This window comes from Paenibacillus sp. FSL R5-0527, assembly GCF_038008055.1.
Lineage (GTDB): Bacteria > Bacillota > Bacilli > Paenibacillales > Paenibacillaceae > Fontibacillus > Fontibacillus macerans.
Genome location: NZ_JBBOYI010000001.1, coordinates 7,317,325 through 7,343,336, shown reverse-complemented (window position 1 = coordinate 7,343,336; position 26,012 = coordinate 7,317,325). Strand labels below are relative to the sequence as shown.

General features: G+C 56.0%; 25 protein-coding genes and 1 riboswitch. Of the genes, 23 read left to right on the top strand and 2 right to left on the bottom strand.

The features are described from left to right. Positions 1 to 97: 97 nt before the first annotated feature. Entirely contained in the window at positions 98 to 319 is a 222-nt protein-coding gene (locus tag NYE69_RS33100) for a helix-turn-helix transcriptional regulator (RefSeq protein ID WP_340930216.1), read from the bottom strand. A gap of 106 nt (positions 320 to 425) precedes the next feature. Between NYE69_RS33100 and NYE69_RS33095 the strand changes: the two genes are divergently transcribed. The 4 genes from NYE69_RS33095 (at position 426) to NYE69_RS33080 (ending at position 2,909) form a co-directional block, all read left to right on the top strand. Further along, positions 426 to 668 carry a hypothetical protein gene (locus NYE69_RS33095; protein ID WP_340930214.1) on the top strand — a complete coding sequence of 81 codons (243 nt, stop codon included), beginning with the start codon at positions 426 to 428 and terminating at the stop codon, positions 666 to 668. Between the two features lie 104 nt (positions 669 to 772). Beyond that, positions 773 to 1,870, top strand: coding sequence for a redox-regulated ATPase YchF (gene ychF / locus NYE69_RS33090; RefSeq protein WP_340930212.1), 1,098 nt, complete (start codon positions 773 to 775; stop codon positions 1,868 to 1,870). Positions 1,871 to 2,100: 230 nt separating this feature from the next. Continuing rightward, the gene (locus NYE69_RS33085; RefSeq protein WP_036619190.1) at positions 2,101 to 2,445 is read left to right on the top strand and encodes a TM2 domain-containing protein; all 345 of its coding nucleotides are present in this window, start codon (positions 2,101 to 2,103) and stop codon (positions 2,443 to 2,445) included. Further along, complete coding sequence (locus NYE69_RS33080; RefSeq protein WP_051985214.1) at positions 2,445 to 2,909, top strand: TM2 domain-containing protein; 465 nt, start codon at positions 2,445 to 2,447, stop codon at positions 2,907 to 2,909. The genes NYE69_RS33085 and NYE69_RS33080 overlap by 1 nt, the downstream gene beginning before the upstream one ends. Before the next feature lie 94 nt (positions 2,910 to 3,003). On the opposite strand, the gene NYE69_RS33075 is transcribed toward NYE69_RS33080, so the two are convergent. Further along, positions 3,004 to 3,885 (bottom strand): helix-turn-helix domain-containing protein, encoded by an 882-nt coding sequence (locus tag NYE69_RS33075; RefSeq protein ID WP_036619191.1) that lies wholly within the window; start codon positions 3,883 to 3,885, stop codon positions 3,004 to 3,006. Positions 3,886 to 4,050: 165 nt separating this feature from the next. Here NYE69_RS33075 and yiaY point away from each other — a divergent pair, with 165 nt between their 5' ends. The 19 genes from yiaY to NYE69_RS32980 all read left to right on the top strand — a co-directional run bounded on the left by yiaY (position 4,051) and on the right by NYE69_RS32980 (position 25,948). After that, positions 4,051 to 5,184, top strand: coding sequence for an L-threonine dehydrogenase (yiaY, locus tag NYE69_RS33070; protein ID WP_036627409.1), 1,134 nt, complete (start codon positions 4,051 to 4,053; stop codon positions 5,182 to 5,184). A gap of 388 nt (positions 5,185 to 5,572) precedes the next feature. Continuing rightward, complete coding sequence (gene prfA, locus NYE69_RS33065) at positions 5,573 to 6,640, top strand: peptide chain release factor 1 (RefSeq protein ID WP_036619192.1); 1,068 nt, start codon at positions 5,573 to 5,575, stop codon at positions 6,638 to 6,640. A 4-nt stretch (positions 6,641 to 6,644) separates the two neighbouring features. Continuing rightward, complete coding sequence (prmC, locus tag NYE69_RS33060) at positions 6,645 to 7,526, top strand: peptide chain release factor N(5)-glutamine methyltransferase (protein WP_036619193.1); 882 nt, start codon at positions 6,645 to 6,647, stop codon at positions 7,524 to 7,526. 140 nt (positions 7,527 to 7,666) lie between these two features. Beyond that, complete coding sequence (locus NYE69_RS33055; RefSeq protein WP_051985215.1) at positions 7,667 to 7,942, top strand: hypothetical protein; 276 nt, start codon at positions 7,667 to 7,669, stop codon at positions 7,940 to 7,942. Positions 7,943 to 8,168: 226 nt separating this feature from the next. Further along, entirely contained in the window at positions 8,169 to 9,368 is a 1,200-nt protein-coding gene (locus NYE69_RS33050; RefSeq protein ID WP_036627411.1) for an FtsW/RodA/SpoVE family cell cycle protein, read from the top strand. Between the two features lie 562 nt (positions 9,369 to 9,930). Beyond that, a complete protein-coding gene (gene spoIIR / locus NYE69_RS33045; RefSeq protein ID WP_036619195.1) occupies positions 9,931 to 10,659 on the top strand; it encodes a stage II sporulation protein R in 729 nt (242 codons plus the stop codon). A gap of 315 nt (positions 10,660 to 10,974) precedes the next feature. Then, positions 10,975 to 12,273 (top strand): L-threonylcarbamoyladenylate synthase, encoded by a 1,299-nt coding sequence (locus NYE69_RS33040; protein ID WP_371861048.1) that lies wholly within the window; start codon positions 10,975 to 10,977, stop codon positions 12,271 to 12,273. 90 nt (positions 12,274 to 12,363) lie between these two features. Beyond that, positions 12,364 to 13,218, top strand: a complete 855-nt coding sequence (locus tag NYE69_RS33035; protein ID WP_155621131.1) for a DUF72 domain-containing protein — start codon at positions 12,364 to 12,366, stop codon at positions 13,216 to 13,218. 285 nt (positions 13,219 to 13,503) lie between these two features. Continuing rightward, on the top strand, positions 13,504 to 14,064 hold the full coding sequence (locus tag NYE69_RS33030; RefSeq protein ID WP_036627415.1) for a manganese efflux pump MntP: 561 nt from the start codon (positions 13,504 to 13,506) through the stop codon (positions 14,062 to 14,064). Between the two features lie 49 nt (positions 14,065 to 14,113). Next, positions 14,114 to 14,701 (top strand): low molecular weight protein arginine phosphatase, encoded by a 588-nt coding sequence (locus NYE69_RS33025; RefSeq protein ID WP_240752163.1) that lies wholly within the window; start codon positions 14,114 to 14,116, stop codon positions 14,699 to 14,701. A gap of 61 nt (positions 14,702 to 14,762) precedes the next feature. Continuing rightward, positions 14,763 to 14,845: riboswitch (ZMP/ZTP riboswitch) on the top strand. A gap of 156 nt (positions 14,846 to 15,001) precedes the next feature. Beyond that, a complete protein-coding gene (locus tag NYE69_RS33020) occupies positions 15,002 to 15,592 on the top strand; it encodes a TIGR01440 family protein (protein WP_036619200.1) in 591 nt (196 codons plus the stop codon). Between the two features lie 89 nt (positions 15,593 to 15,681). Continuing rightward, positions 15,682 to 16,932 (top strand): serine hydroxymethyltransferase, encoded by a 1,251-nt coding sequence (glyA, locus tag NYE69_RS33015; RefSeq protein WP_036619201.1) that lies wholly within the window; start codon positions 15,682 to 15,684, stop codon positions 16,930 to 16,932. Between the two features lie 233 nt (positions 16,933 to 17,165). After that, on the top strand, positions 17,166 to 19,274 hold the full coding sequence (locus tag NYE69_RS33010) for a BglG family transcription antiterminator (RefSeq protein ID WP_340930207.1): 2,109 nt from the start codon (positions 17,166 to 17,168) through the stop codon (positions 19,272 to 19,274). After that, positions 19,271 to 19,564, top strand: coding sequence for a PTS sugar transporter subunit IIB (locus NYE69_RS33005; protein WP_124333292.1), 294 nt, complete (start codon positions 19,271 to 19,273; stop codon positions 19,562 to 19,564). The genes NYE69_RS33010 and NYE69_RS33005 overlap by 4 nt, the downstream gene beginning before the upstream one ends. A gap of 43 nt (positions 19,565 to 19,607) precedes the next feature. Next, positions 19,608 to 20,876 (top strand): PTS ascorbate transporter subunit IIC, encoded by a 1,269-nt coding sequence (locus tag NYE69_RS33000; RefSeq protein ID WP_124333293.1) that lies wholly within the window; start codon positions 19,608 to 19,610, stop codon positions 20,874 to 20,876. Positions 20,877 to 21,040: 164 nt separating this feature from the next. Beyond that, positions 21,041 to 22,108 carry an ABC transporter substrate-binding protein gene (locus tag NYE69_RS32995; protein WP_036619205.1) on the top strand — a complete coding sequence of 356 codons (1,068 nt, stop codon included), beginning with the start codon at positions 21,041 to 21,043 and terminating at the stop codon, positions 22,106 to 22,108. Between the two features lie 19 nt (positions 22,109 to 22,127). After that, positions 22,128 to 23,783, top strand: coding sequence for an ABC transporter permease (locus NYE69_RS32990; RefSeq protein ID WP_036619206.1), 1,656 nt, complete (start codon positions 22,128 to 22,130; stop codon positions 23,781 to 23,783). Between the two features lie 31 nt (positions 23,784 to 23,814). After that, entirely contained in the window at positions 23,815 to 24,876 is a 1,062-nt protein-coding gene (locus NYE69_RS32985; RefSeq protein WP_036619208.1) for an ABC transporter ATP-binding protein, read from the top strand. A gap of 49 nt (positions 24,877 to 24,925) precedes the next feature. Then, positions 24,926 to 25,948 carry an ABC transporter substrate-binding protein gene (locus tag NYE69_RS32980; RefSeq protein WP_036619209.1) on the top strand — a complete coding sequence of 341 codons (1,023 nt, stop codon included), beginning with the start codon at positions 24,926 to 24,928 and terminating at the stop codon, positions 25,946 to 25,948. The last annotated feature ends 64 nt before the right edge of the window (positions 25,949 to 26,012 follow it).

The window sequence follows — 26,012 nt, the reverse complement described above, 5'->3', positions numbered from 1 at the left end:
AATAGGAGGGGGTTTAATGAAAAAGGAGAGGGGATGGTTGCTTTCGGTTAGTAGGTGGTTTGTAAAGTGTCACCTTACAAATATCCGGGGGAGAAGCTTACTCTTTATTGTGCCGCTCCCACTGATAAAGGTCCTCCATGTGACATCCTAGTACATATGAGATTGTCTTCATTACTTCAACGGACATAGAGGACTTATTATTAGCGTATTGGGATATCATTTGCCGGGATATTCCTGACCTTCTAGCTAATTCGGCTTGCTTTATACCCCGTTCTTTTAGGCGGACTTTGAGTAAGCTTCTCCCACGGGAGAAGTACAAAGTTATTCTCCTTTCAGTCGGACAAGTTGTATCGTCGCAATTTTATCATTTAGTCTGTCGTCAGTCCATAATTTGTTAACTTCTTGGGAATAGGAGATGGTCTCTTATGTTGATTAAATGGTTGGAGCCGGTTATCGAAGCGAACAGCGACGAAATCAATAACGCGCTTTTAAACAACGAGGATAAGGAAGTGTACGAAAATATAATGAGGATCGTCAAGGGGAACAAACATCTAAGTCAAGACGATGTTTTTGAAATAGAAAATTACTTCTTGTTGGCAATAAGAAATGCTGTAGTTGTGTCTTATACTTCGGGCTTGCGGGATGGCATAAATATATATAGGAAATAAGATAGGCAGATCGATTGATCCGCCTATGCTTGTTGCTTTAAGGTATTATGATATATAATATCATGAGACTAACGCATATATTAGTAAGGAGTTGTTATATAAAAATGCTCTCTTGTGGGATTGTGGGCCTTCCGAACGTCGGAAAATCCACATTGTTTAACGCGATTACCCAAGCGGGGGCGGAATCCGCAAACTACCCGTTTTGCACGATCGATCCGAACGTCGGCGTGGTGGAGGTGCCGGATGAGCGGCTCGATAAGCTGACGGAGATGGTAACCCCGAACCGCACGGTGCCGACGGCGTTTGAATTTGTCGATATCGCCGGACTGGTGCGCGGAGCAAGCAAAGGCGAGGGGCTCGGCAACAAGTTCCTGGCCCACATCCGCGAAGTCGATGCGATCGTGCACGTCGTCCGCTGCTTTGAGGATGAAAATATTACCCACGTCGAAGGCAAGGTCAACCCGATCAATGACATCCAGACAATCAATCTGGAGCTGATTTTGGCCGATGTGGAAAGCGTGGAAAAAAGAATCGAACGCGCCCGCAAAAATATGAAAGGCGGCAATAAGCAATACGCCCAGGAAGTCGAGGTGCTGGAACGGATCAAGGAGGCGCTCTACAACGACCAGCCGGCGCGCAGCGTGGAGCTTACGGATGAAGAGAAGCTGCTCGTGCGCGATCTGCATCTGCTTACGGTCAAGCCGGTGCTGTACGCGGCGAACGTCAGCGAAGACGGTGTGGCCGACGCGGACAACAACCCGTATGTGCAGCAGGTGAAAGAATTCGCCGCGGCGGAAGGCGCCGAAGTTGTGCCGATCAGCGCCAAGGTGGAAGCGGAAATCGCCGAGCTCGACGGCGAGGACAAAGCGATGTTCCTGGAAGAGCTCGGGCTCAAGTCCTCCGGGTTGGACCGTCTGATCCAGGCCGCATACCGGCTGCTCGGCTTGTATACGTACTTCACCGCCGGCGTGCAGGAGGTCCGCGCCTGGACGATCCGTAAAGGCACAAAGGCCCCGGGGGCGGCGGGCGTTATCCACTCCGATTTTGAGCGCGGCTTTATTCGGGCCGAGGTCGTATCCTATGAGGATCTTGTCGCCGCCGGTTCGATGAACGCCGCCCGCGAACGCGGCCAGCTGCGCCTGGAAGGCAAAGACTACGTCGTTCAGGACGGAGACATCATGCATTTCCGTTTTAACGTATAATGTAAATTCGGGCTGGCGGAAGCCTTCAAGTCGCTTGTTCAAGCGGATTTGAAGGCTTTTTGAATTTCCGCAGCAAGGAGACTGCGAATTTGTCTTTAAGGAAGATTTACCTAGGTCCTTCGATTTAAGCGCGGAAATGGGAAAAATTTGTATTGTTTTGCTCAAAAGCTATGAGTATACTGGAGTCAGCTTTGGCTTTATTTATCGATTAGGAGGAGTTTTTTGTGAGTATGGATTACTTGATGTCCAGAAAAAGCCAGTTGGACACCCGGGAGCTGCTGCTTCTTGAATCGGAAGTGAAAGCCCAGGGGAAAAACATGGTTGTGGCTTATGTCCTGTGGTATTTTCTGGGAATTTTTGGAGGTCATCGTTTCTATATGGGACGGACCGGTTCGGCGGTAGCCCAGTTGATTTTGTCGCTTACGCTTATCGGGATGTTCGTTACGTCCATCTGGTGGATCGTTGACGCGTTCCTCGTGCACACTTGGGTAAAACAACACAATGCGGAAGTGGAAAACCGTTTGATCGACAAAATTTTTTATGACCGCGGCAGATCTCCGGAGTACCCTATCTAATGGCGCTGACGAAAAACGATCTGTCCACGAATGAATTGCTTGTGCTGAACCTGGAAATGAACAAGCGGGAAAAGTCTTTGGTGCTTGCGTATCTCATGCTGCTGGTAGGCCATCTGGGCGTTCACCGTTTTTATCTGAAAAAAATCGCTACGGGAATCGTCCAGCTCTGCCTGTCTGTTCTTGCGTTTGTGTTTTACTTTGTGTTTGCGATCGCGGCGGGCATCGAAAGCGTGGAGTCGCCCGACAGCATGGGATCGCTGGTGTTCCTGATTCCCGTTGTTCTTTTTGGTCTGGCCCTCACCGTATGGGTTATCGTAGACGCTTGCCTGCTTCCGGGGATGGTCCGGGAGTGGAATGCGCGGCTTGAGAACCAGCTGATCGCTCAAATCGCCGCGGCCCGGTCCGCTGGCCGGCCCGGTGATGCGGAACAGCCGCAGCCGAACGGAATTGACCTGACAAAGTGATGGAGCGTAAGCTTGAATCTTATATTGAATAAGCTTGAAGAAGGACGCCGGATGGCGTCTTTCTTTTTTTGTACAAATTTTCCTGCGGCTTTCGTCAGGAAGAACTCGGACCGTGTCCTGTACGCGTTTGCCGATTCAACTGGTACTGCTTCGGGGTGATGCCGTACTTTTTTTTGAACAGGGCGATAAAGTGGGAGATGTTTTCGTAGTTCAAATTGTACGCCACTTCCGTAACCGTTTGCGTTTGCAGCAGCGAGCGCGCCAAAATCATTTTCTGATTGGTGATATATTCATGGGGTGTAAGCCCGGTGATCCGCTTGAACATATGCGTAAAATGGGTGTGCGACATATTGTAATTATCGGCGAGATCTTTGACATGCCGGATGGCCGGCAGATGCTCGCGAATATCCCGGATGGCGCGAAAAACGGGGTGCTTGCTGTCACTGCGCAGGCACTTGGCGCAGATTTGGCGGCGCAGCAAATGATAAGCCATCTCCTGGGCGGCCAGATCGATCAGGAACCGGTTGTCTTCCCGGCCGGATCTTAGATACCGGCGCATCCGGGCGACGGTTTCCGCAACCAAGGCGGCCTCCCCCGGCCGGCACAACACGACCTCTTCCGGCCCGGAATCCTCCGTAAGGTCGAACTCTTCCGCGACCGTATCCTTTACCCGCTCGATCAACACCCCGCTCAGCTCGAAGACCAGCGCTTTGGTCGGGGCTTGAATCGTCATCTCTACGGACGAGCCCGGCGGCAGCAGGATCATCTCTTCGGACCCGTATGCGAACCGGTCGGCCCCGTTGATGCCGACTTCCTTCTTTCCTTCGAGAATCGTGCAAAGCTTCGAGCATTCGTAGGAAGTGTACTTTTCCTCATAAGCCTCGGGCAAGTCATAATATAGAATCCGAATGAACTCGGTTTCAAAGCCGTAATGCAGTTCGTCATAACGATCAAAACGATGCAGGCATTTTTCCATCCCGATCACCCTTTAGCTTAAAATTCCGATTATTTTCCCGCAGAAAGCGTTAGTTTTCATCCGCCGCAGCGCGGTATTTTTAGTTTGACAAGCCTAAGCTGCTTACATTATTGACAAAAATCAAAATCTGACGAGGTGGTTGTTGTGGCCAACAAAACGAAGTTCATGATGCCCCCGATGAGCCTGATGGGCTCAGGCGCCCTTGAGGATCTGGGGAAGGAAATTCACAGATTGGGCTTTGAAAAAGCGCTGATCGTGACCGACGGGCCTTTGGTCAAAATCGGCATGGTTGAGAAAGTAACGCAAATTCTTGAACCGCTCGGGATACAACATGCGGTTTTCAGCGGGACTCAGCCCAACCCGACCGTTTCCAACGTCAAAGACGGCCTTGCCCTGCTTGAACGAGAAAATTGCGATTTCGTCGTTTCGCTTGGCGGCGGATCGCCCCATGATTGCGCCAAAGCGATCGCGCTGGTCGCCGCCAACGGCGGCGAAATCGGGGATTATGAGGGCGTGGATAAATCCGAACGTCCGGCGCTGCCGCTGATTGCGGTCAACACGACGGCGGGAACGGCCAGCGAAATGACGATGTTTTGCATTATTACGGACGAGAAACGCCAGATCAAAATGGCGATCGTCGACAAACATACGACCCCGCTCATTGCCGTCAACGATCCCGACCTGATGATGGCCATGCCGAAATCGCTCACCGCGGCCACCGGCATGGATGCGCTGACCCACGCGATTGAAGCTTACGTATCGAACAGCGCGACGCCGATCACGGATGCTTGCGCTCTGCAGGCCATCGCGCTGATCCGCGACTATCTGCCGCGCGCCTATGACGATGGAAACGATGCGGAAGCGCGCGACCGGATGGCTTATGCCGAATTCCTCGCCGGGATGGCGTTCAACAACGCCGGACTCGGCTATGTGCACGCCATGGCGCACCAGCTTGGCGGCTTCTACGATTTGCCGCACGGCGTGTGCAACGCGGTGCTGCTGCCGCATGTGGAGCGGTTTAACGCCAAGGTATGCGCCGCGCGTCTGAGCGACGTTGCGCGCACGCTCGGTAAACGCGTGGACGGCCTAGGCCCGGAAGCGGGCGCGGATGCCGCTATCCGCGCCATCGAAGAACTGGCCCGGCGCGTCGGCATTCCTTCGGGGCTGCGCGAGCTTGGCGTAAAGCCGGAAGATTTCGACGTTTTGGCCGAAAACGCTCTCAAGGACGCCTGCGGCGCCACCAACCCGGTTCAAGCCACGCATGAAGAAATCAAGGGAATTTTTGCCCAGGCCATGTAAGACCCGATGCTAGATATAAAAAATATGAGTCTTGTTATTTTTTTCACTTGTACTCATTGTACTAATAGTTGCTGCAACCGACAAGAAACGGAAGGACAAAATCCGACCGGATAAACTGATAATTGTTACAGGAAGGATAGCTGCATGTAGCTTATTGGCGGTAGTGGCGGCGCTTACTGCATTAATATTTTGTGAAAAACGAGGACGCTTACACCGGGGAGTTTATCCTGGTAAGCGTCTTTTTTGTGCGACGGAGCGGATATTAAGGTTGGTTATTTTCGTTGTGATATGATATAATAAAAAGTCGTTTATCCATTTTATAGTCTTTGACTAAAGGCGGGATAAGCGGGCTTTTTCAGGAAATTGTGAGATAAGAGAGGTGATTTCCTTGTTGGACCGACTACAATCCCTAGCCGACCGGTACGAGAAGCTGAGCGAGCTGCTCTGCGATCCGGACGTGGCGAATGACGCAAAGCGACTGCGGGATTATTCCAAAGAACAATCGGATTTACAGCCGGCTTATGAGGCGTACACCGAATATAAACAAGTAATCGGCGAGTTGGAAGCGGCCAAGGCGCTGCAAGCCGAGAAGCTGGACGACGAGATGCGCGAAATGGTGAAGATGGAAATCGAGGAGCTGACCGCGCGCCAGCAGGCTTTGGAGGAAAAAATCCGCGTTTTACTGCTGCCCAAGGACCCGAATGACGATAAAAACGTAATCGTAGAAATCCGCGGCGCCGCAGGCGGAGACGAAGCGGCCTTGTTCGCGGCGGATTTGTACCGCATGTACACCCGCTACGCCGATTCTCAGGGCTGGCGCGTCGAATTGATGGATATGAACGAAAGCGACCTCGGCGGCTTTAAAGAGGTCATCTTCATGATCAACGGCCGCGGCGCGTACAGCAAGCTGAAATACGAAAGCGGGGCGCATCGCGTGCAGCGCATCCCCGCTACGGAGTCCGGCGGACGGATCCATACGTCGACCTCGACGGTGGCGGTGCTGCCGGAAGTCGAGGACGTCGACATCGAAATTTTGGATAAAGATATCCGCGTCGACACGTTTTGTTCCAGCGGCGCCGGCGGCCAATCGGTCAACACGACGAAGTCGGCCGTGCGGGTGACGCATATTCCGACGGGCATCGTGGCGACCTGCCAGGACGGCAAATCGCAAAACTCCAACAAAGAAAAGGCGCTGCAGGTGCTGCGCGCCCGCATCTTCGACATGAAGCGGCAGGAAGAGGAAGCGAAATACGCCGGCGAGCGGAAAAGCAAGGTCGGCACCGGGGACCGCAGCGAGCGGATCCGGACATACAACTTCCCGCAAAGCCGGGTCACGGATCATCGCATCGGCTTGACTCTGCACAAGCTGGATCAGGTCATGAACGGCGAGATCGACGAGATCGTGTCCGCGCTGACGATCGCCGAACAGGCGGAATTGATGGAAAAAGGAGAATAATAGATTGAACAGTGAAGGATATCGGTTATCCGGAGCGATCAGCATTTGGGAAGCCCGCAAAGAGGCTTCTTCTTTTTTAGCGGCGGCGGGTGTGCGTGAGCCGGAGTCCAATGCCGAGCTGCTGCTGCGGCATGTGCTTGGCCTGCCCGGGGCGGCGTATTTGGCCGCGCTGCGCGAACCGTTCCCGGCGGACAAACAGGACGCCTGGGAGGAGGTTATCCGCCGCAAAGCGGCGGGCGAGCCGGCGCAGTACATTATCGGGGAACAGGAATTTTACGGCCTGACCTTTCAGGTCGCGCCGGCCGTGCTGATTCCCCGCCCGGAAACGGAGCTGCTCGTCGAGCGCATCGCCGCCGAGGGCGATGCGCTGTGGCCCGGCGGCGCGCCTTACGCCGCCGATATCGGCACCGGCAGCGGGGCGATCGCCGCTGCCCTGGCCCATCTGCGCCCGGCGTGGCGCATCGCGGCGAGCGATATCTCGCCGGACGCTCTCGCGGTGGCGCAGGACAATGTCCGGCGGCTCGGCCTGGCGGTGGAGTTCAAGCGGGGGAACCTGCTTGAACCGTTTGCCGGCGAGCCGCTGGACATCGTGGTGTCGAACCCGCCGTATATTCCGGCGGGGGACATCCCGCACCTTCAGCCCGAGGTGCGGGACTACGAGCCGCGCGGCGCGCTCGACGGCGGTCCGGACGGGCTGGCGCCCTACCGGGCCATGCTGGCGCAGCTCGCGCTGCTGCCGAAGCCGCCTCGCCTGATCGGCTTCGAGCTCGGCCTGGGCCAGGCCGCCGCGGTCGCGGACATGCTCCGCGCGGCGGGCCATTGGCGGGAAATCGTCACGATTCCCGACCTGGCCGGCATCGACCGCCATGTGATCGGGATCGGCTAAGGCGGCCGAGCTGAGACGAACGAAGAAGCCCGGTCCGGCCAGACGAGCTAAAAAGGCGAATCTTCTCCTTCAATCGTCGCTACCACATGTAAAGTAGTTTCATAGATTGTGGTATACCACGAAAAGGAGGGGACTCATTTATGCCAGTCACTTTAACGTTTCCTTATTCGCAAGCGGCCGGAGTCGGCCGGGGGTATTTTGTGGCCGCGGACGCTCCGGGGGCTGCCGGGATCGTTACGGTAGCTAGTACGACCGGCGACGTGGAACTGCGCATCACCCGCTACAACGCTCCCGATTTTGTCGCCACCGTCACTTCCGGTACGACGTTTTCGGTAAGCATCGGCAACATCCAAACGATCGGTATTTTGGCCCTGCAAACCGCAACCGGTACGCTGTCGCTGATTACGAACGTCTAATCTCTTCTCCGCCGCCTGCCGGAGGGCGCCGACGAGCAAATCGCCGGCGCCCTTTCCCGTTTTATGGCGTATCGGCGGCGAGGCGCCGCAGTACTTATGTAGGATTTTATTGGCACACGGGAACATTTGTGCTTTTATGAGGATTCTTTTACAGTATAATAAGGGATAAGAGCTGCTTCAGGTAAATAGACGGTGTTATTAGCCATCAAAGGAAAAGAGGATGAACGTGCTGAGCAAACTCAAAAAGATCGACTACACGATTGTGTTTATTTTGCTGCTGCTGATGGCGATCAGCATCACGGTGCTGTACAGCGCTACCTCGCATACCCAATACCACGGTTACCATCTTCGTATGCTGGCCTATTATGCGCTGGGGTTTGCCGCGTTTTTCGGGTTTGCCGTTCTGGACTACCGCCTGCTTATGAAGTATGCGCCTTATTTATACTTGTTCGGATTCGGGCTGCTCGTCGTCGTAATGTTTATCGGCAACACTTACTATAACGCTACCGGCTGGATCACCATTCCGGTAATCAACCAGAGTTTTCAGCCGGCGGAATTTTTTAAACTGCTCCTGGTTGTTTTTCTCGGTTTCATGCTGCTGCGCAAGCGGAAGCCGCGCCTTTCGTTCTGGCGCGATGTGGTGCCGATCTGTCTGCTGACGTTTATTCCGTTTCTGGCGGTCATGGCGCAAAACGACCTCGGGAACGCGCTCAGCTACGTGGTGATCCTGGCCGGGATGCTGTGGATCGGCAACATTAAATATACGCATGCGCTGATTGCCTTGGCGATTTTTGCCGGTACGGTTTTCGGCGGGATTACCGCCTACAAGACTTACCATGACCAGGTATACAACTTCTTCGTAGAGATCGGCCGGGAGCATTGGATCAACCGGATCGACCCGTGGCTGATGCCGGAAAAAGCGTCGGAAGACGCTTCCTACCATACAAGAAACGCCAAACTGGCCATCGCTTCCGGGGGAATGACCGGGGAAGGGTACATGAAGGGCGAGACCGTGCAATCGGAGCGCGTGCCGCTGACGTATTCGGATTCCATCTTCGTCGTGATCGCCGAGGAGTTCGGTTTTCTCGGCAGTTCGGTGCTGCTTCTGCTTTATTTTGTGCTGATCCACCGGCTGATTCTGATCTCTCTGGAATGCCGCGACACCGGCGGCCCCTATCTGATCGTCGGCATCGTCGCGATGCTGCTGTACCAGATTTTCGAAAATATCGGGATGTTTATCGGACTTATGCCGCTTACGGGTATCACCTTGCCTTTTATCAGCTACGGCGGTACCTCGCTGCTGATCAATATGGCGAGCATCGGAGTGGCGATGAGCATCCGCATCCACGGCCATGAAAAGGAAGAGGAGAACAATATCCCTTCCGACCGGTACGCTTCCTTGAAAGCCAAGAGTAGTTTGGAGTGAACTGATTGTACATCTGAAGAAAATAGCGGGATTTTGGGGATCAGTGCTTGACAAAATAAATTATGGCTTTGGCTCTGAGGTGGCTGGGCTGTCTATAGCGTTTGTGTCTTAGTATCCCTGCATGCTGCTTTGCACGATTATTCCTTTTGTTCAGGGGGAGAGGGTGGGGGCAAATCACGGTCCTTTCATTTTTATTTTTTCTGTGTCTTGCCCCATTTCTCCCGTCAGGTCGCTTCGCTTCCCCTAAACCTCCTTCTCACAAACCTGTCTAACGATCTCGAACATGTCTGCTTTTCCCAAACCTATTTTCTCTCCTGAATTTATCTTCCTCTCTTATTTTCCTCTCTGCTTCCGGATCAAACGGGATAATCGTGCAAAGCGTCCGGACAGCGGATATTGAACTGCTGATATTTCTTGCCACGATCGGTTACCGGCTTGGCTATCAAGCGCTGATTATTAGGTTGAGCCATTATTTTTTCATAGATTAATAGGTTTACATCTCTCTTAACCGGACATACTGGTAGACATCAGCATAAAGGATTCGGTTAAGGGGAGAACGGACATGACTAAAGACAGACCTTATATTCGCAATTTTGCGCTTATGGTTTTCAGTTTGGCGATGCTGCTGATGTCCTGGGAAGGGCAGGCTAACGATACCGCGGCGGCTGCGGGGCTGATCCCGCAGGATTCAATCCGGCTGCGCATTCTGGCGAATTCGGACGGCGCTGGCGACCAGATCGTAAAACGGAAGGTGCGCGATGCCGTCGTGGAGCAAATGAACGGCTGGGCCGCCCGGCTGGATCAGCCGCAAAGCCTGGAAGAAGCGCGGCGCATCATTCGCGACAATTTACCGGCCATCGAGGAGCAGGTAGGGGAAACGCTGAAGGAAAGCGGGAAAAACTACGATTACAAAGTGGAGCTTGGGGTTGTGCCGTTTCCGACGAAAATGTACGGCGGCGCCGTCTACCCGGCGGGCGATTACGAAGCGCTGCGCGTCACGCTCGGCGAGGGCAAGGGCAAAAACTGGTGGTGCGTGCTGTTTCCTCCGCTTTGCTTCATCGACGCCGGCAGCGGGGATGCGCTGGCTGGGGGCGGAAAAACGGCAGCTACGACGGCGGCGGCAGCGGCGAAAGGTGCTTCGGACAAAGCGGGCTTAGCGGCTGCTGCCGGCGGCAGTGTCGGCGCGGACTCGGCAGCCTCGCCCGTAGAGCCGGATCAAGTCGAGGTGCGGTTTTTCTTATGGGACATGCTGACCAAGTTAGGGGGCTGGGTTACGGGTTTGTTTGCCTGAACCATGCACTGATGATAATAGTAAAAAGCGGCCGTGCGGAGCGTATCGTACGGTTTTTTTGCGTCTCTCGGCGTGACCGGGCGATTCTGATCGGATAAAGGCGTAAAACGGGGGGGGGGGGGGGGGGGGTTGAGGAAATCTATTGGATTTTTCCAATGTGAAGTGGGGGGCGATTGGGTTGCGGGGGTTTTGGCGGGGGTGTAAACCGCGAAAGATTCGCCGAAGCCGTAAACATGTAATTCATTGCTGCGTACTATGCTCCGGGACGTGATCGGGTATAATAGAAGAATAACTTGAAGTTAGGACGCGATACGAATGGATAGACAGAAACATGTGGATCGGGCGAGCCGGGAGGGAAGAGCAGATTCCGCCGCCGGACGGACGGCGGAACACCGGACGGTGCCGGCGGACAAGCCCCAATCGGGGACAGCGGCGGCCGGGGAAGTACGGCCAACCCGCTGGTGGAAGGTTGCTTCCACCTGGGCGGCTGCCGATCAACAAATAAAAGCGGCGGGTATAGGTGCTCAAACCGTTGGCGCTGGCCAACCCGCCTCGGTCCCGGCTGCCCAGGCCGCGCGGGACGCCGAGGCTTTGGCTGAAGCGGCCGCGGTGCTGGCCGCCGGGGGGACGGTGGCGTTCCCGACGGAGACGGTGTACGGGCTGGGCGCGGATGCGCGGAACACGAAGGCGGTGGAGGCGATTTTTGCCGCCAAAGGCCGCCCTTCGGACAATCCGCTGATCGTGCACATCGCGTCCATGAGCCAGCTGGAGGGGCTCGTTACGGAGGTAAACGAGACCGCGCGGAAGCTCATGGAGGCGTTTTGGCCCGGGCCGCTGACGCTGGTGCTGCCCGCGGCCCCCGGCGTCGTCTCGCCCCGCGTGACGGCGGGGCTGGATACCGTGGGCGTGCGGATGCCCGCCCACGACGTGGCGCTGCGGCTGATCGCCGCAGCGGGGTGCCCGGTGGCGGGGCCCAGCGCCAACCGGTCGGGCCGCCCGAGCCCCACGTTGGCAAGCCACGTGGGCGAGGACCTGTCCGGCCGGATCGACGGCATCGTCGACGGCGGGCCCACGGGGGTGGGCCTGGAGTCGACGGTGGTGGAAGCCGGCCGTGACGGCACCGTGACCGTGCTCCGCCCGGGCGGGATCACGGCGGAACAAATCGCCCGCGTGACGGGCGCGGGCGTGAAGCTTGACGCCGCCCTGCGCGAGGCGGGCGGCGGTGCGGACAGCCCGGCGCCGCGCGCGCCGGGCATGAAGTACACCCATTATGCGCCGCAAGGGGTAATGCGCATCGTGAGCGGGGCCGCAGACCGCGTGGCGGCCCGCATTCAGGCCGAGCTGGCGGCGGCCTCGGCGCGCGGGGAGAAGACGGGCGTGCTCGCCTTCGACGAGCGTCTCCCGTCCTACCGCGCCGACTGCTCGCTTTCGCTCGGCAGCGAAACCGAGCTCGCGGCGGCGGCGCACCGCCTGTACGCGGCGCTCCGCCGCTTCGACGAATGCGGCGTCACTTATATTCTCGCCGAGTCCTGTCCCGAGGAGGGACTCGGCGCCGCAGTGATGAACCGGCTGCTGAAAGCGGCCGGACACCGCGTCATCGACGCCGGCGAATGAATAAGCCGATGAACGGTAGAAATACCTGCGACTGAGAATGCCCGCGAACGGAAGTCAACTGCCGGCGCATAGGAAAGGCTGGGATGAAGCATGATCAAGATCGGGCTGTCCGGCTGGGGCGATCACGACGATTTATACCCTCCCCGGACGCCGGCCAGGGACAAGCTGGCCTGGTATGCCCGCTACTTTTCCCTGGTGGAGGTGGACAGCGCCTTTTACGCCGTGCTTGGCACGGATGTGTACCGGCGCTGGCTGGCTGAGACGCCGGCGGATATGACCTTTATTCTCAAGGCGTACCAGGGGATGACCGGGCATTCCCGGGGCAAAACGAATTACGGCGGACCGGGCGAAATGTTCCAGGCTTACCTGGATTCGATTCAGCCGGTCGTGGAGGCCGGCCGTCTCACGGCGGTGCTGTTTCAATTTCCGCCCTGGTTCGACTGCAGCCCGGAGCATGTCCGCCAACTGCGCGCCGTTCGCAAGTGGATGGGACGGCTCCCGCTGGCGCTGGAGTTTCGCCATCAAAGCTGGTTTGCGAAGGAGACGCGGGAGCGCACGCTGGCGTTTATGCGGGAAGAGGGCTGGATTCATGTCGTTTGCGACGAGCCCCAGTCCGGTCAGGGTTCGGTGCCGACGGTGCTGGAGCCAACCGCTCCGGACCTGACGCTGGTCCGCTTGCACGGCCGCAATGCTGCCGGTTGGAGCCAAAGCGGATCGCCCCGTTGGCGGGAGCTCCGCAATTTGTACCGCTACTCGCGCGAAGAGTTGTTGGAATGGCGGGACATGCTTTCGGAGCTGTCCGGGAAAGGCACGCGGGAAATCGGCATGATTTTCAACAACAACTCCGGGGGCGATGCCGCGGGAAATGCGCTGGAGATGATGGAGATCCTCGGCCTAAGGGCGCGCGCGCTACCGCCCAGACAGCTGGATCTATTCGATGTATAAAGAGGTAGTTCAAAAAGCTAGCTTTTGAAGATATAAGAAAGAATGGACGTCGGAGCCTCAGCTTCCTTATATCGCAAGAAAAACAACCGCTAAACGCGGTCTGTCTCCCTAGAAATGTACATCGATAGATATTTTCCTTATCACGAAGTAGAACTATGTTTTTGAACCCGCACTATAACTGACAGAATCACAAGCGCCAGGCGCCCGTTCGCCTTGTCCATGTCATGAATTCGGACCTGTCCGCATATGGTTGTACAAAATACACGGACATGGAGGATACCGATGATGACGGAGGTATACGCGCGGCTGGGAGAGCTTTTTACCATTCTGCTGATGGCGGTGGCTCTGGGGATGGATGCATTGTCGCTGGGTATCGGCATCGGAATGAGAGGGGTCCGGTCGCGGGATGCGATCCGCATCGGATCGGCGGTGGCTCTGTTTCACGTACTGATGCCTCTGCTCGGCATATTGGCGGGCAAATACGTCGGTATATTGCTGGGCCATCTCGCCCGGTATGCGGCCGGAGGGCTGCTGTTTGTCTTGGGCGCTCATATGATCTTCAGCTCGGTAAAAGGCGGCGGCGTGCAGTCGATCAGCCATCGGACATGGTTCGGCGTGCTGCTGTTTTCGTTAAGCGTCAGCATCGATTCCTTTTCCGTCGGCGTCTCGCTTGGCATGTTTCATGGCGATTGGATTTTGACGGTGCTGGCCTTCGGTTTTTTCGGCGGTTTGATGTCGCTCGCCGGACTGGTGATGGGCCGCCGGGTGGGAAGGACGATGGGCGAATACGGAGAAGCGGCCGGGGGAGCGATTTTGCTCGCGTTTGGCCTTATGTTCATCTTTTGATAAAATATCATAAACGCGATAAAATATCCGGACGTGGGAGGTGAAAGGCATGCGCATTTTGTTTGTATGTACCGGGAATACATGCCGCAGCCCGATGGCGGAAGGATTGCTGCGCAAGATTGCGCGGGGACGCGGTTTGGACGTGGAGGTACGGTCCGCCGGCGTGGCCGCGATAAAGGGCGCTTCGATGTCCATGCATGCGGAGGCCGTACTGAAGGAGCGGGGCATCACGGATGCGTTCGAGTCGACGCCGCTGCACGCGGAGCTCGCGGAGTGGGCGGACCTCATTCTGACCTTGACGCAAGGCCATAAACGCCAGGTGGTTTACACATTTCCCCATGCCGCGGACAAGATATACACTTTGAAGGAATTCGTCGAAGACGATGAAAAGCTGCTTGCGGATCGCGAAGAGCTGCAGCGTCTCATTGCGGACCGGGAGCTGGGCAAAGCGCTCGGCCAGGGTTGGACGGACGCGGAGGAGCGCCGCTTGAACGAACTGCAGCAGCGAATGCCGGTCTACGATATTTCCGACCCGTTTGGAGGATCGCGGGCGGATTACGACCGGACGGCGGCCGAAATCGGCGCCGCATTGGAAAAACTGGCGGATAAACTGCAGCGCGGAGAGCTGGGGAAATAACGCAGCGAAAACGAAGTTGCATTTGTCGGCCTAATGCTTTATTCTAAGATCAGATAGTTTTTGGTTCCGATGTAACTGGCGACAAAAGTGGATCAAACCACGGTGGAGCATCGGAGTATACGGCCGGTCGCCTGGGCAAAGAGCAAGACGCAGCGGTTGCGTTCTGCTCTTTTTTTGTTGCATGAAGCGTCACGGTTTGCCGCGGAGGCGGATTTGTCGGCACGAATTCCGGTGGTTTTAGGTATAATAAGGACAGACTCTATGGAGGTTCTTCACTTAAGACTGAAGGAGGCCGGATGCATGGAAAAAGGAGAACTCGGAAACATCCGGGACCAGGTGGCGGAAATTGCCGGGGAATTGGCGGCGGCGGCCAAGCTTGGCCCGGGGAAATTGCTGGTGGTCGGCGCCAGCACCAGCGAAGTGGCGGGCCGCAGAATCGGCACCGGCGGAGCGGAAGACATTGCCGCCGCGCTGTTTGACGGGCTCGAGCAGGTTCGCGGCAAATTCGGCTTTGACCTCGCCTTTCAATGCTGCGAGCATTTGAACCGCGCCCTGGTGGTGGAGCGTACGGTTCTGGAGCGGCTTCGCCTGACGGAGGTGGCGGCCGTGCCCGTGCCGAAAGCCGGCGGATCGATGGCGGCGGCCGCTTACCGCCGGTTTGCCGATCCTTGCCTGGCCGAGAGCCTGGAGGCTCACGCCGGGATCGACATCGGCGAGACGCTTATCGGGATGCATCTGCGCCGTGTGGCGGTGCCTTTCCGCCCTTCGCGCCGGATGATCGGCATGGCCCGCGTGACCGCAGCCTGGGCGCGCCCGAAGCTGATCGGCGGAGAGCGGGCGGTCTACGCGCTGCCGCAGGCTGCGGACGGGAACGCCCCGCATTGCCAGTAAAGGCGCGCTGTGATTCGTAATCGGGTATGAGATTTTGATGGGGAACAAGTCATCTGCAATTGTATATTATTCCAAGGAGGAATTTAACAATGGAAAACTTGAGAAAACAAGATCCGGCCGTGCTGGAAGCGATGAACCTGGAACTGAAGCGCCAGCGCAACAATATCGAGCTGATCGCTTCCGAAAATATCGTCAGCGAAGCGGTGATGGAAGCGATGGGTTCGGTGCTCACCAACAAATACGCCGAAGGTTATCCGGGCAAACGTTATTACGGCGGCTGTGAACGCGTCGATATCGTGGAGAACATCGCCCGCGACCGCGCCAAGGAACTGTTCGGCGCCGAGCATGCCAACGTGCAGCCGCACTCCGGCGCCCAGGCCAACATGGCGGTCTATCTGGCCGCGCTTAAACCGGGGGACACCGTGCTGGGGATGAACCTGGCTCACGGCGGCCATTTGACCCACGGCAGCCCGGTCAACGCATCCGGTTTACTGTATAATTTCGTGGCATACGGCGTACAGGAAGACACGTTCCTGATCGATTACGATGAAGTGCGCAAAGCGGCCTTCAAGCACCGTCCGCGGTTGATCGTTGCCGGCGCGAGCGCTTATCCGCGGATCATCGATTTCGAGAAGCTGGCCTCGATCGCGAGTGACGTAGGGGCTTTGTTCATGGTCGATATGGCGCATATTGCCGGCCTTGTTGCGGCGGGACTTCATCCGAATCCGGTACCGCACGCTCATTTTGTGACCACCACGACGCACAAGACGCTGCGCGGTCCGCGCGGCGGCCTGATCCTATGCCGTCAGCCATGGGCGGCCGCGATCGACAAAGCGGTGTTCCCGGGCACGCAAGGCGGACCGCTGATGCACGTGATCGCTTCCAAAGCGGTTGCGCTCGGCGAGGCGCTGCAGCCTTCCTTCAAAACTTATGCGGAAAATGTGGTCAAAAACGCCAAAGTGCTGGCCGAAACGTTGCTGGCCGAAGGCCTGAACATCGTATCCGGCGGTACGGACAACCATTTGATGCTCGTCGATACCCGCAACCTGAACATCACCGGTAAAGACGCTGAGCATGTGCTGGATTCGATCGGCATCACGGTCAACAAAAACGCGATTCCGTTCGACCCGACAAGCCCGTTCGTAACGAGCGGCATCCGGATCGGCACGCCGGCCGTAACCTCGCGGGGCATGGATCAGGAGGCGATGAAGTCGATCGGGCAGATTATCGCGCTTGTCCTGAAGAACCCGAAAGACGAGGCTGCTCTGGCAAAAGCCCGTCAGCAAGTTGTCGAACTAACCGATAAATTCCCGATCTATCCGGAACTCAGCTACGAATAAGCGCATATGGTTTAACGGAGGCCAACCCGTCGATGCGGGTTGGCCTCTTTTGAATCTTGGCCCATGGTACAGGTCTGATACTGGCCCCGCGGTTACGTTTGCGGGGGCCGCATCCTCGCTAACGGATGATGCTCGGCGACTTTTTTCGACGAATGCCCTATATCTCGCCAAGCAAATATGTAATAATAAATTTATGATAGCGCATACAAAATTGCGAACCGCAGGGTGACATTATGATATCAAGCAGACAACAGAGAATGCTCGGACAACTGATGGAGAGCGAGGGAGCCGTCTTTATTCCCCTGCAGAAATTGGCGGATGATTACGGGATCTCCCTGCGAACGGTACGGAGCGATTTGCTGCACCTGGAGGATTGGCTCAGAGAGCGGGGAGTGCGTCTGGAACGGGACCGCTCCGCCGGCGTTCGGCTGCGGCTTGGGCCCGGTCAGTCGGAGCGCCTTGCAGTTCATATGGAGCAGCGGCCCGATTATATGGATGCGGAACAGCGAATCGGCTTGTTGCTCAAACAGCTCTTGCAGGCGGCGGCACTGTCCGTCAAGGAGATCATGGAAGAATTCGGGATTAGCAAAAATACGCTTTTGCAAGACTTGAACGAAATTAAGCAGCGGCTCGGGCGGTGGGGGCTATCCTTGGTCCGTGACCGGGGAGCGCTTTACATCGAAGGGCCGGAGAAGCTGAAGCGAAGAGCTTATTTAAGTTTGCTTCGCGACGAAATTACGGACGACCGGCTGCTTCGGTATATCCTTGATCAGCGGGAGCGGGAAGAACCCCATTTGCGGCTTCAGCCGTGGAAGGAATGGTTCGAGGCCGGAGATGCGGCCATGCTGTTCGATACGATACAACAACTGGAGGAAAAGATGGGCGTTCAGTTTACGGACGCCGGATATTCCACATTGATCCTTCATATGCTGATGGCGATGGAGCGGCTGAAAGAAACGCATTCGATTGAGATGGACCGTGAATCGCTTTCCGAGCTGCAAGGCCATGACGTATATGAACAGATCAAGACGGAAGCGGCGCCGCGGATTGAAAGGCATTTCGGGGTAAAGCTGCCCGCGGCGGAAATCGGCTATATTACCCAGCATATCCTCGGCGCCCAGAAGCAAAGCCTGCCGGCCGAGGAGTTGATGATCGCCGAGCTGGCGGAGCAAATGGTGATCCGCATCGAGCGGGCTTTGGGCCGTCCGCTGCAAATGGCTGAACAGATTGTCCAGGGCTTGGCCATTCATTTGAAGCCGGCCATTTACCGCGCAAAGTTTGGGCTGCAGTCGAAAAATCCGCTGATGCGGCAATTGGAGGCGCAGTACGGCACGCTGCTCAACTTGCTGGAGCGGGTAGTGAACGAGGTGATGGAACCGTGGTCCATCGTCTTCGACCGGGACGAGGTCGGTTATATTATGCTCCATATCGGGAGCGGGCTGATTCCTCCTAAGGCGCCCGTGCGCAAGCGCGTGGCGATTGTATGCGGTTCGGGTCTCGGCACTTCGGCGATGCTGAAGCGGCGGATGGCCGTTATTTTTCCCCAAGTCGATATTGCAGGTACGTATTCGTATAAGGAAGCCGTAAGCATCACGCTAGGAGAAGCGGACGCGATGATTAGCACGATGGAGATCAGCCATCCGCTGCAGGTGCCGTGGGTTAAAGTATCGCCGCTGCTCGATCAGCATGATCAGCAGCGAATTGCCGGCTTTCTGGGCGTTTCTCCTTCGGGCGAACCGGCTGCGGCGGCGGCGGCCGTGCAAGCGGTTAACGATATTTTTCAAGCGGTTGAGCGAAATGCCCATATCCATAACCGGAACCGCTTGCTGGAGGAACTGCTGCATCTGTTTCAGGGCGGAAGCGGGGTGGACAAGGGGACTTATGAGGACTATGCGCTCACTTCGCTGTTGCCGCCGGTCTCCATCCGCCTTGGACTAGCTCCTGTTCCATGGGAGGACGCCGTTCGCGAGGGGAACCGGCTGCTGCTCGAAAGGGGCGTTGCGGACGCCAAATACGGGGATGCCCTGCTCGAAATCATTCGTTCCAACAAGCATCCTTTTATTATACGTTCAGGGGTGGCTTTTCCCCACGTGTACATGCCGGAGTGCGTGACAAGAACGGGCTTCAGTTTGCTGACCTTTCGCGAGGCGCTGGCGTTCGGGCCGTCCGCGCAGCCGGTTTGGCTTGTGATTACTTTGGCGGCCATCGATAAGGAGCGGCATGTGACCGCGCTCGGAACGCTGCTTGATGTCATGAATGATGAGTCATTTATGGCCGATTTGCGGCAAACCGTGGATGCGGAAGGCGTGTGGCGAAAGCTGCGGGAGAAGGAGGGCTTATGAAAAAGATCATCGTTGCTTGCAACAGCGGTCTGGGGACGAGCCTGATGATCCGGCTGAATGTGGAGGCGCTTATGAAGGAGTGGGGAATAAAGGCCCAAATCGAACATACGGACATTACCTCGGTTGATGCCTTTGATGATGCCGATTTGATTATAGGCTCCAGCTACCATATGGAATCGCTGCACATTGGCGGGAATGCGGAGACGATCGGGCTGGAGGACATTACGGACCGCCAATATTTAAAAGTCCGGCTCATGGAAAGCGTTACGGTCCGCAGTTGGCTGGACTAGCGCAACAAACTTACGGAATTTACCACAAGACGGGGGGTTACCCATGAATGCGACGCAAATCATCAGCAAGGGACTGCTCGGGGAACCCGCCCTGCTGCTCGGATTAATCGCGTTTGTCGGATTGCTGCTGCAGAAGCAGCCGTTTCAAAGGCTCATTCACGGTACGATCAAAACGATGCTTGGTTACACACTATTGCAGATCGGAGCTAACGCCGCCGGCTCCTCCTTGTCCAATTTATCGGCGGTCATTCAGAAAGGATTCCAAATAATCGGCATTATTCCGCATAACGAGACGATTACCGCGCTGGCGCAAATCAATTATGGCGAGGAAATCGCGCTCATAATGCTGGCCGGGATGATCGTTCACCTGATGATCGCCCGGTTCACACCGGTGAAATACATTTTTTTGACCGGACATCATATGCTGTTCATGGCTTCTTTGCTGGCGGGGGTCTTGGTGTCGATGTCCATTCCGTTATGGCAGGTGGCGCTTAGCGGCGGCGCGGTTCTGGCTTTGTGCATGTCTTTTGCCCCGCTGATCGCGCAGCCTTATGTTCGGCGGGTAACGGGAAACGATGGTTTTGCGCTCGGGCATTTCAACAGCGCCGGCTATGTTCTAAGCGGGTTTATCGCCTCCTGGTTCAAAAAAGGGACGGAGCCGCCGGAGTCGCCGGGACTGCAAAAGCTGCGGTCCTTTTTTCAGGATCATATGGTCGTGATTACGGTATTTACGTTCGTGTTATTCCTTTTCTCGGGGCTGTTCGTCTCTTCCGGCGGGGTCGCGGAAATGTTCTCCGGCCGGCATATTCTGGTGGTTTCACTGATTCAGGCCACCTGGTTCGCAGGCGGCTGTTACGTTATTTTGGCCGGCGTACGCATGCTGCTGTCCGAAATCGTCCCCGCTTTCAAAGGCATTGCCGACCGGATCGTGCCGGGAGCCATTCCCGCCCTGGATTGTCCGGTATTGTTCAAATTTTCGCCGTTTTCGGCGATGATCGGCTTTTTGCTCAGCTTTGCCGGAGGGCTGGCGGCGATGGCCGTTCTGCTGCAGGTTCAGTACACGGTCATTATTCCCGGGGTTATTCCGCATTTCTTCTCCGGAGGAACGGCTGGCGTCATCGCCTATAGAATCGGAGGGCGCAAGGGATTGATCGTATCCTCTCTATGCCACGGGTTTGCAATCACGATCCTGCCGGTGTTTCTGATTCCGCTGTTGTCGAATCTCGGCTATCTGCGGGCGACGTTTGCCGACAGCGATTTCTCGGTAATCGGCGTGCTGGTCCATGCGTTGTTTGGTTGGTTCAAGGGGTAGCTTCCGACCGTATAAAGAAAGTCCGATTTCGCCTTGGAGAGGCGGGGTCGGGCTTTTTTGGCGTGTCCGTTTTTTTGCCGAAAGAAGTGGCAAAGACTTGGACTCACAGTATTGTAAGCGCAGCCAATATAATTGACTCATAAATAGCGAAGGGGGATTTCAAGATGAGAAAGAAAAAATGGATCAGTTCCGTTGCCGCGTTGACGATGGCCGCCATGCTGTTTTCAGGCTGCGGATCGGCGGGCGGAAACCATGCTGCAGGGGATAAGGCGGGGAAAGACGCTGCGGACAAGCCTCAAGGCAAGCTGACGGTCTATATTGGTTTTCAGGAAGACCATGCGGTAGCCGCCATCAAGAAGTTTACGGAAGACACCGGCATCGAAGCCAGCATGATCCGGATGTCGGCGGGGGAGATCCTGGCCAAGGTTCGGGCCGAAAAAGACAATCCGCAAGCGGACGTTTGGTATGGCGGGCCGGCCGACACGTTCGTGCAAGCGGCAAGCGAGGGGCTGCTGCAGCCTTATCAATCGCCGGTTGCCGAGAAAATCGACGCAAAGTATAAAGACCCGGAAGGCTACTGGACCGGCGTGTACGTAGGCGCTGTCGGTTTTGCCTCCAACAAGGAATTTTTGGAGAAGAAAGGCGTACAGGCCCCGACGAAATGGGCGGACCTGCTTAATCCGGCGTTTAAGGGCGAAATCGTTATGGCGGACCCGGCTTCTTCCGGTACGGCATACACGGCCATGTATTCGGTGTTGAAGGTGATGGGCAGCGAGGAGAAAGGTTTTGAGTACCTCAAAAGCCTGCATCCGCAAATTCAGCAGTATACGACAAGCGGCGCCGCTCCGGGCCGGATGGTCGGCATGGGCGAAGCCGGCGTAGGTATTTTGTTTGCGCATGACATTATCAAGTATCAGGAAGAAGGCTTTGACAGCCTCGTGCTGACGGTCCCACAAGACGGTACGGGGTATGAGACAGGCTCAATCGGCATCATCAAAAACACGAAAAACGAGGAGCTCGCGCAAAAATTCGTCGATTGGGCCTTGTCTCCGGGAGCACAGGAGCTTGGCAAAACGGTGGGCAGCTTCCAAAACCTGACGAACCCGGATGCGGTAGGGCCGGAACAAGCCTTGAACCTGTCCGATATCAGAACGATTGATTATGACGTGGTTGAAGCCGGAAAGGAACGCCAGCGCTTGATCGACAAATGGAGCGCCGAGGTCAAAAAATAACTGTGAGGAGAGAGCTGGAATGAGCGCCATGTTCAAAAGATTCAAGCGCGAGCCGCTCCTGCCGATTCTGATCGTGTTGGTCATGCTCTGCTTAGTCGTTTTTATCGTCTATCCGTTATTCCAGATTCTAAAGTCCAGCTTCGTCGGCTCCGCCGGCGAGGTTGGCATTCAAGGTTATCAGCGGGTACTCTCCGGGGGAGGGTTGCTGCAATCCCTGGTGAATTCCCTGATCCTGGCCGTATTGACGTCGACGCTGTCCACAGCGATCGCCTATGTATTCGCCTATACGTTCGCTTATGTAAAGGTGCCGTTTAAGAAGCTGTTTAACGGAATTGCTATTTTACCGGTCATATCTCCGCCCTTTGTGATCGCGTTATCCGCGATGCTGCTGTTCGGAAAACAGGGCTTGATCACCAAAAATTTGCTGGGCCTCGAAAACGCCAACATATACGGGCTGCATGGCCTGGTGCTGGTGCAGACGCTATCGTTTTTTCCAATCGCGTTTCTGACGCTGTCGGGTCTGCTTCGTTCGATCAGCCCTTCTTTGGAGGAAGCGAGTCAAAATATGGGGGCCAGCCGGTTGAAGACGTTCCTTAGCGTTACTTTGCCGCTCTCGGTTCCTGGGATAGCCAACGCGTTTTTACTAGTGTTTGTCCAATCTCTGGCCGATTTTGGCAATCCGATGACGATCGGAGGGAACTACTCTACCGTTGCCAGGGAAATCTATTTGCAGGCGGTCGGAAGCTATAATTTGCAAGCGGGCGCGGCTCTGGCGATGATTTTGCTTACGGTTACGATTATCGTGTATATTTTGCAAAACTTCTGGGTGGGTAAAAAAAGCTATGTCACGGTAACGGGCAAACCGACGGGACAGCGGAGAATGATTGAGTCCGGGGCCGTTAAACAAGGGTTATTCGCTTTTTGCTTGATCATGTCGCTGGCCGTTATCGCTTTTTATGCTCTGGTACCGGTCGGATCGTTCATCAAGCTGTGGGGGATCAACAACAGCCTGACCCTGGACCATTACAAATACGTATTCTCCATCGGGCAAAAAGCGATCAAGGACACGCTGACGCTGGCTGTCGTCGCCACTCCGGTCGCCGGTCTGCTGGGGATGATCATCGCCTTCCTGATTGTCCGCAAGCGTTTCTTCGGCAAAAAGGCGCTGGAGGTGATCAGCATGCTGTCGATTGCCGTGCCGGGCACGGTCATCGGGATCGGTTATATTCTTGCCTTCAATAAGGCACCGCTGGCGTTGACGGGAACAGGAATGATTATCGTGGCCGCCTTCGTCGTACGTTCCATGCCGGTGGGCATTCGTTCCGGGATCGCCGCCTTGCAGCAAATCGACCCGAGCATCGAAGAGGCCGCGACGAATCTGGGAGCCGGGGGACGTAAAGTGTTCACCAGCGTAGTGTTGCCACTGATCAAGTCCGCTTTCTTCAGCGGCCTCGTCAACAGCTTTGTCAAAAGCATGACCGCGATGAGCGCCGTGATTTTCCTTATTTCGGCCAAATATAATCTCATTACGGCGTCGATTCTGGCGCAGGTCGAGGCGGGCCGGATCGGCGTGGCCAGCGCTTACTGTACGATTCTGATTCTCATCATGATCGTTGCTCTGGCGCTAATCAACTTGCTGGTGAAATGGATGGGCGGCAAAGAGCGATCCGTTTAATTGGCGCCCATTCTTGAAGGAGGTATTGTTTATGGCTAAATCTGTCACTCTTAAAAATATATCGAAGGCCTTCGTGAACGACAAAGGCGAACGGTCGTACGCGGTAACCGGGGTTGATCTGAGCATCGGAGAGGGCGAGTTCGTCACTCTGCTCGGCCCTTCAGGTTGCGGCAAAACGACGACGCTGCGCATGATTGCCGGATTCGAGGAGATTACCGAAGGGCATATTTATTTCGGGAATGAGGCGGTCGACGGGATACCTCCAAACCGGAGGGACTGCACGATGGTGTTCCAATCCTATGCCCTGTTCCCGCATTTGAATGTTTTTGACAATATCGCTTACGGGCTCAAAATTAAGAAGCTGACCAAGTCGGAGATTAGCTCGAAAGTTGAATCCGTATTGGATATAATGAATTTGCGGGATTACCGGGACCGGATGCCGAGCCAATTGTCGGGCGGGCAGCAGCAGCGGGTTGCCCTGGCCAGAGCGCTCGTGATGGAGCCTGGCGTGCTGCTGTTTGACGAGCCGTTGTCCAACCTGGATGCCAAGCTGCGTTTGGTGATGCGGGACGAAATCCGGCGGATTCAGCAGCAGATCGGCATTACGGCCGTTTATGTCACGCATGATCAAAGCGAAGCGATGAGCATGAGCGATAAAGTCATCGTTATGAATAAAGGGAAAATCGAGCAGGTCGGTACGCCGATGGAGATTTACCAGCGCCCCAAAACGAAGTTTGTGGCGGACTTTATCGGAACCGCCAACTTTATGGAGGGGACGGTGAAAGGAACGGAGGCAGGCCGGCTGCTGGTGGAGACGGACGCAGGTTTGCTGCGGATTCGCCGGGACGGTTTTAAGGCGGGAGACCGCGTTACCGTCGTAATCCGCCCGGAAGCCGTATCCTTGTCCAATGAATCGGCGCACCTGGGTGTCGTGCGAAAGAGCGTATTCATGGGCCAAACGCAGGAATACGAAGTGCAGTTTGCCGGCCAGTTGTTCCAAATTACCGAGCATAACCCGATCCAGGAGAAAGTTTACGCGGTCGGAGCCAATGTATCGCTGCAGTTTGCCGAAGACGCACTTCATGTGATTTAACCCAAAACATCACGTTCGGATGACATCAAGCAAGGGGGAGAGGGGCGGCATGAAACGAATAACTTTAGGCATATTGCTGCTGTTCCTTATGATATCGCCGCTTCTGGCCGCTTGCGGCAGGGAGAGTCAAGGTACGTTGACGGTGTATGCGGGACTGTATGAGGATCACGCCATCAAGGCGATCGAGACGTTCCAGAAGCAGACCGGCATTAAAGTGAATTATGTGCGGATGTCGAGCGGGGAAATCCTGGCGCGAATCCGGGGGGAGCGGAACGCGCCCAAAGCGAGCGTTTGGTATGGCGGACCGGCGGATACGTTTATTCAGGCGAAAACCGAGGGCTTGCTGGAACCGTATCTTTCGCAAAATGCCGCATCGATCCCCCGTGAGTATCGCGATCCGAGCGGATATTGGACAGGAATTTACGTCGGTTCCATCGCGTTTGTGTCCAACAAAACCTGGCTGCAGGAGGTAGGGTTGCAAGCTCCTCAATCGTGGAATGACCTGCTGCAGCCGGAGTACCGGGGGATGATTTCGATGGCGGACCCCCGTTCATCGGGAACCGCCTATACGACGCTGGCTACGCTTGTGCAGTTGTTCGGCGAGGATCAGGCGTTTGACTATTTGCGCCGGCTGCACCTGCAAAATGTCGTTTACACCACCTCCGGGAGCGTTCCCGGGCGAACGGTAGGCATGGGGGAGTCAGGCACGGCGGTCATGTTCGCTCATGATGCGCTCAAATATTACAAGGAAGGGTTTCAAAATCTTGTCATTAACTTTCCAACCGAAGGAACCGGCTACGAAATCGGGGCGGTCGGCATCATCAAGGGCGGTCCGAATCAGGAGGAGGCCCGGCAGTTCGTCGATTGGGCGCTGACCAAGCAAGCTCAGGAACTCGGCAAGCAGGTCGGCAATTACCAGCAGTTGACGAATCCCGACGCCGTTGCACCCGAGGAAGCCATTCCTTTGGAGAAACTGAATGCCATTCCATACGACCTCGAATGGGCCGGCAAAAACCGCGAGCGCCTGATCGGCAGGTGGACGGCCGAGGTGTTGGGTTCGGGAAACGGATAGGATCTTCTATTAACGCGGCCGATATCATGGTATAATTTTTTTAGAGACTGATATGGTAACGTTC

Bases quoted from the DNA above. Each gene is read 5' to 3' on its own strand.
- NYE69_RS33095 (WP_340930214.1), top strand. From the start codon at position 426: ATGTTGATTAAATGGTTGGAGCCGGTTATCGAAGCGAACAGCGACGAA.
- ychF (WP_340930212.1), top strand. From the start codon at position 773: ATGCTCTCTTGTGGGATTGTGGGCCTTCCGAACGTCGGAAAATCCACA.
- NYE69_RS33085 (WP_036619190.1), top strand. From the start codon at position 2,101: ATGGATTACTTGATGTCCAGAAAAAGCCAGTTGGACACCCGGGAGCTG.
- NYE69_RS33080 (WP_051985214.1), top strand. From the start codon at position 2,445: ATGGCGCTGACGAAAAACGATCTGTCCACGAATGAATTGCTTGTGCTG.
- NYE69_RS33075 (WP_036619191.1), bottom strand. From the start codon at position 3,885: ATGGAAAAATGCCTGCATCGTTTTGATCGTTATGACGAACTGCATTAC.
- yiaY (WP_036627409.1), top strand. From the start codon at position 4,051: ATGATGCCCCCGATGAGCCTGATGGGCTCAGGCGCCCTTGAGGATCTG.
- NYE69_RS33055 (WP_051985215.1), top strand. From the start codon at position 7,667: ATGCCAGTCACTTTAACGTTTCCTTATTCGCAAGCGGCCGGAGTCGGC.
- spoIIR (WP_036619195.1), top strand. From the start codon at position 9,931: ATGACTAAAGACAGACCTTATATTCGCAATTTTGCGCTTATGGTTTTC.
- NYE69_RS33040 (WP_371861048.1), top strand. From the start codon at position 10,975: ATGGATAGACAGAAACATGTGGATCGGGCGAGCCGGGAGGGAAGAGCA.
- NYE69_RS33035 (WP_155621131.1), top strand. From the start codon at position 12,364: ATGATCAAGATCGGGCTGTCCGGCTGGGGCGATCACGACGATTTATAC.
- NYE69_RS33030 (WP_036627415.1), top strand. From the start codon at position 13,504: ATGACGGAGGTATACGCGCGGCTGGGAGAGCTTTTTACCATTCTGCTG.
- NYE69_RS33025 (WP_240752163.1), top strand. From the start codon at position 14,114: ATGCGCATTTTGTTTGTATGTACCGGGAATACATGCCGCAGCCCGATG.
- NYE69_RS33020 (WP_036619200.1), top strand. From the start codon at position 15,002: ATGGAAAAAGGAGAACTCGGAAACATCCGGGACCAGGTGGCGGAAATT.
- glyA (WP_036619201.1), top strand. From the start codon at position 15,682: ATGGAAAACTTGAGAAAACAAGATCCGGCCGTGCTGGAAGCGATGAAC.
- NYE69_RS33010 (WP_340930207.1), top strand. From the start codon at position 17,166: ATGATATCAAGCAGACAACAGAGAATGCTCGGACAACTGATGGAGAGC.
- NYE69_RS33005 (WP_124333292.1), top strand. From the start codon at position 19,271: ATGAAAAAGATCATCGTTGCTTGCAACAGCGGTCTGGGGACGAGCCTG.
- NYE69_RS33000 (WP_124333293.1), top strand. From the start codon at position 19,608: ATGAATGCGACGCAAATCATCAGCAAGGGACTGCTCGGGGAACCCGCC.
- NYE69_RS32995 (WP_036619205.1), top strand. From the start codon at position 21,041: ATGAGAAAGAAAAAATGGATCAGTTCCGTTGCCGCGTTGACGATGGCC.
- NYE69_RS32990 (WP_036619206.1), top strand. From the start codon at position 22,128: ATGAGCGCCATGTTCAAAAGATTCAAGCGCGAGCCGCTCCTGCCGATT.
- NYE69_RS32985 (WP_036619208.1), top strand. From the start codon at position 23,815: ATGGCTAAATCTGTCACTCTTAAAAATATATCGAAGGCCTTCGTGAAC.
- NYE69_RS32980 (WP_036619209.1), top strand. From the start codon at position 24,926: ATGAAACGAATAACTTTAGGCATATTGCTGCTGTTCCTTATGATATCG.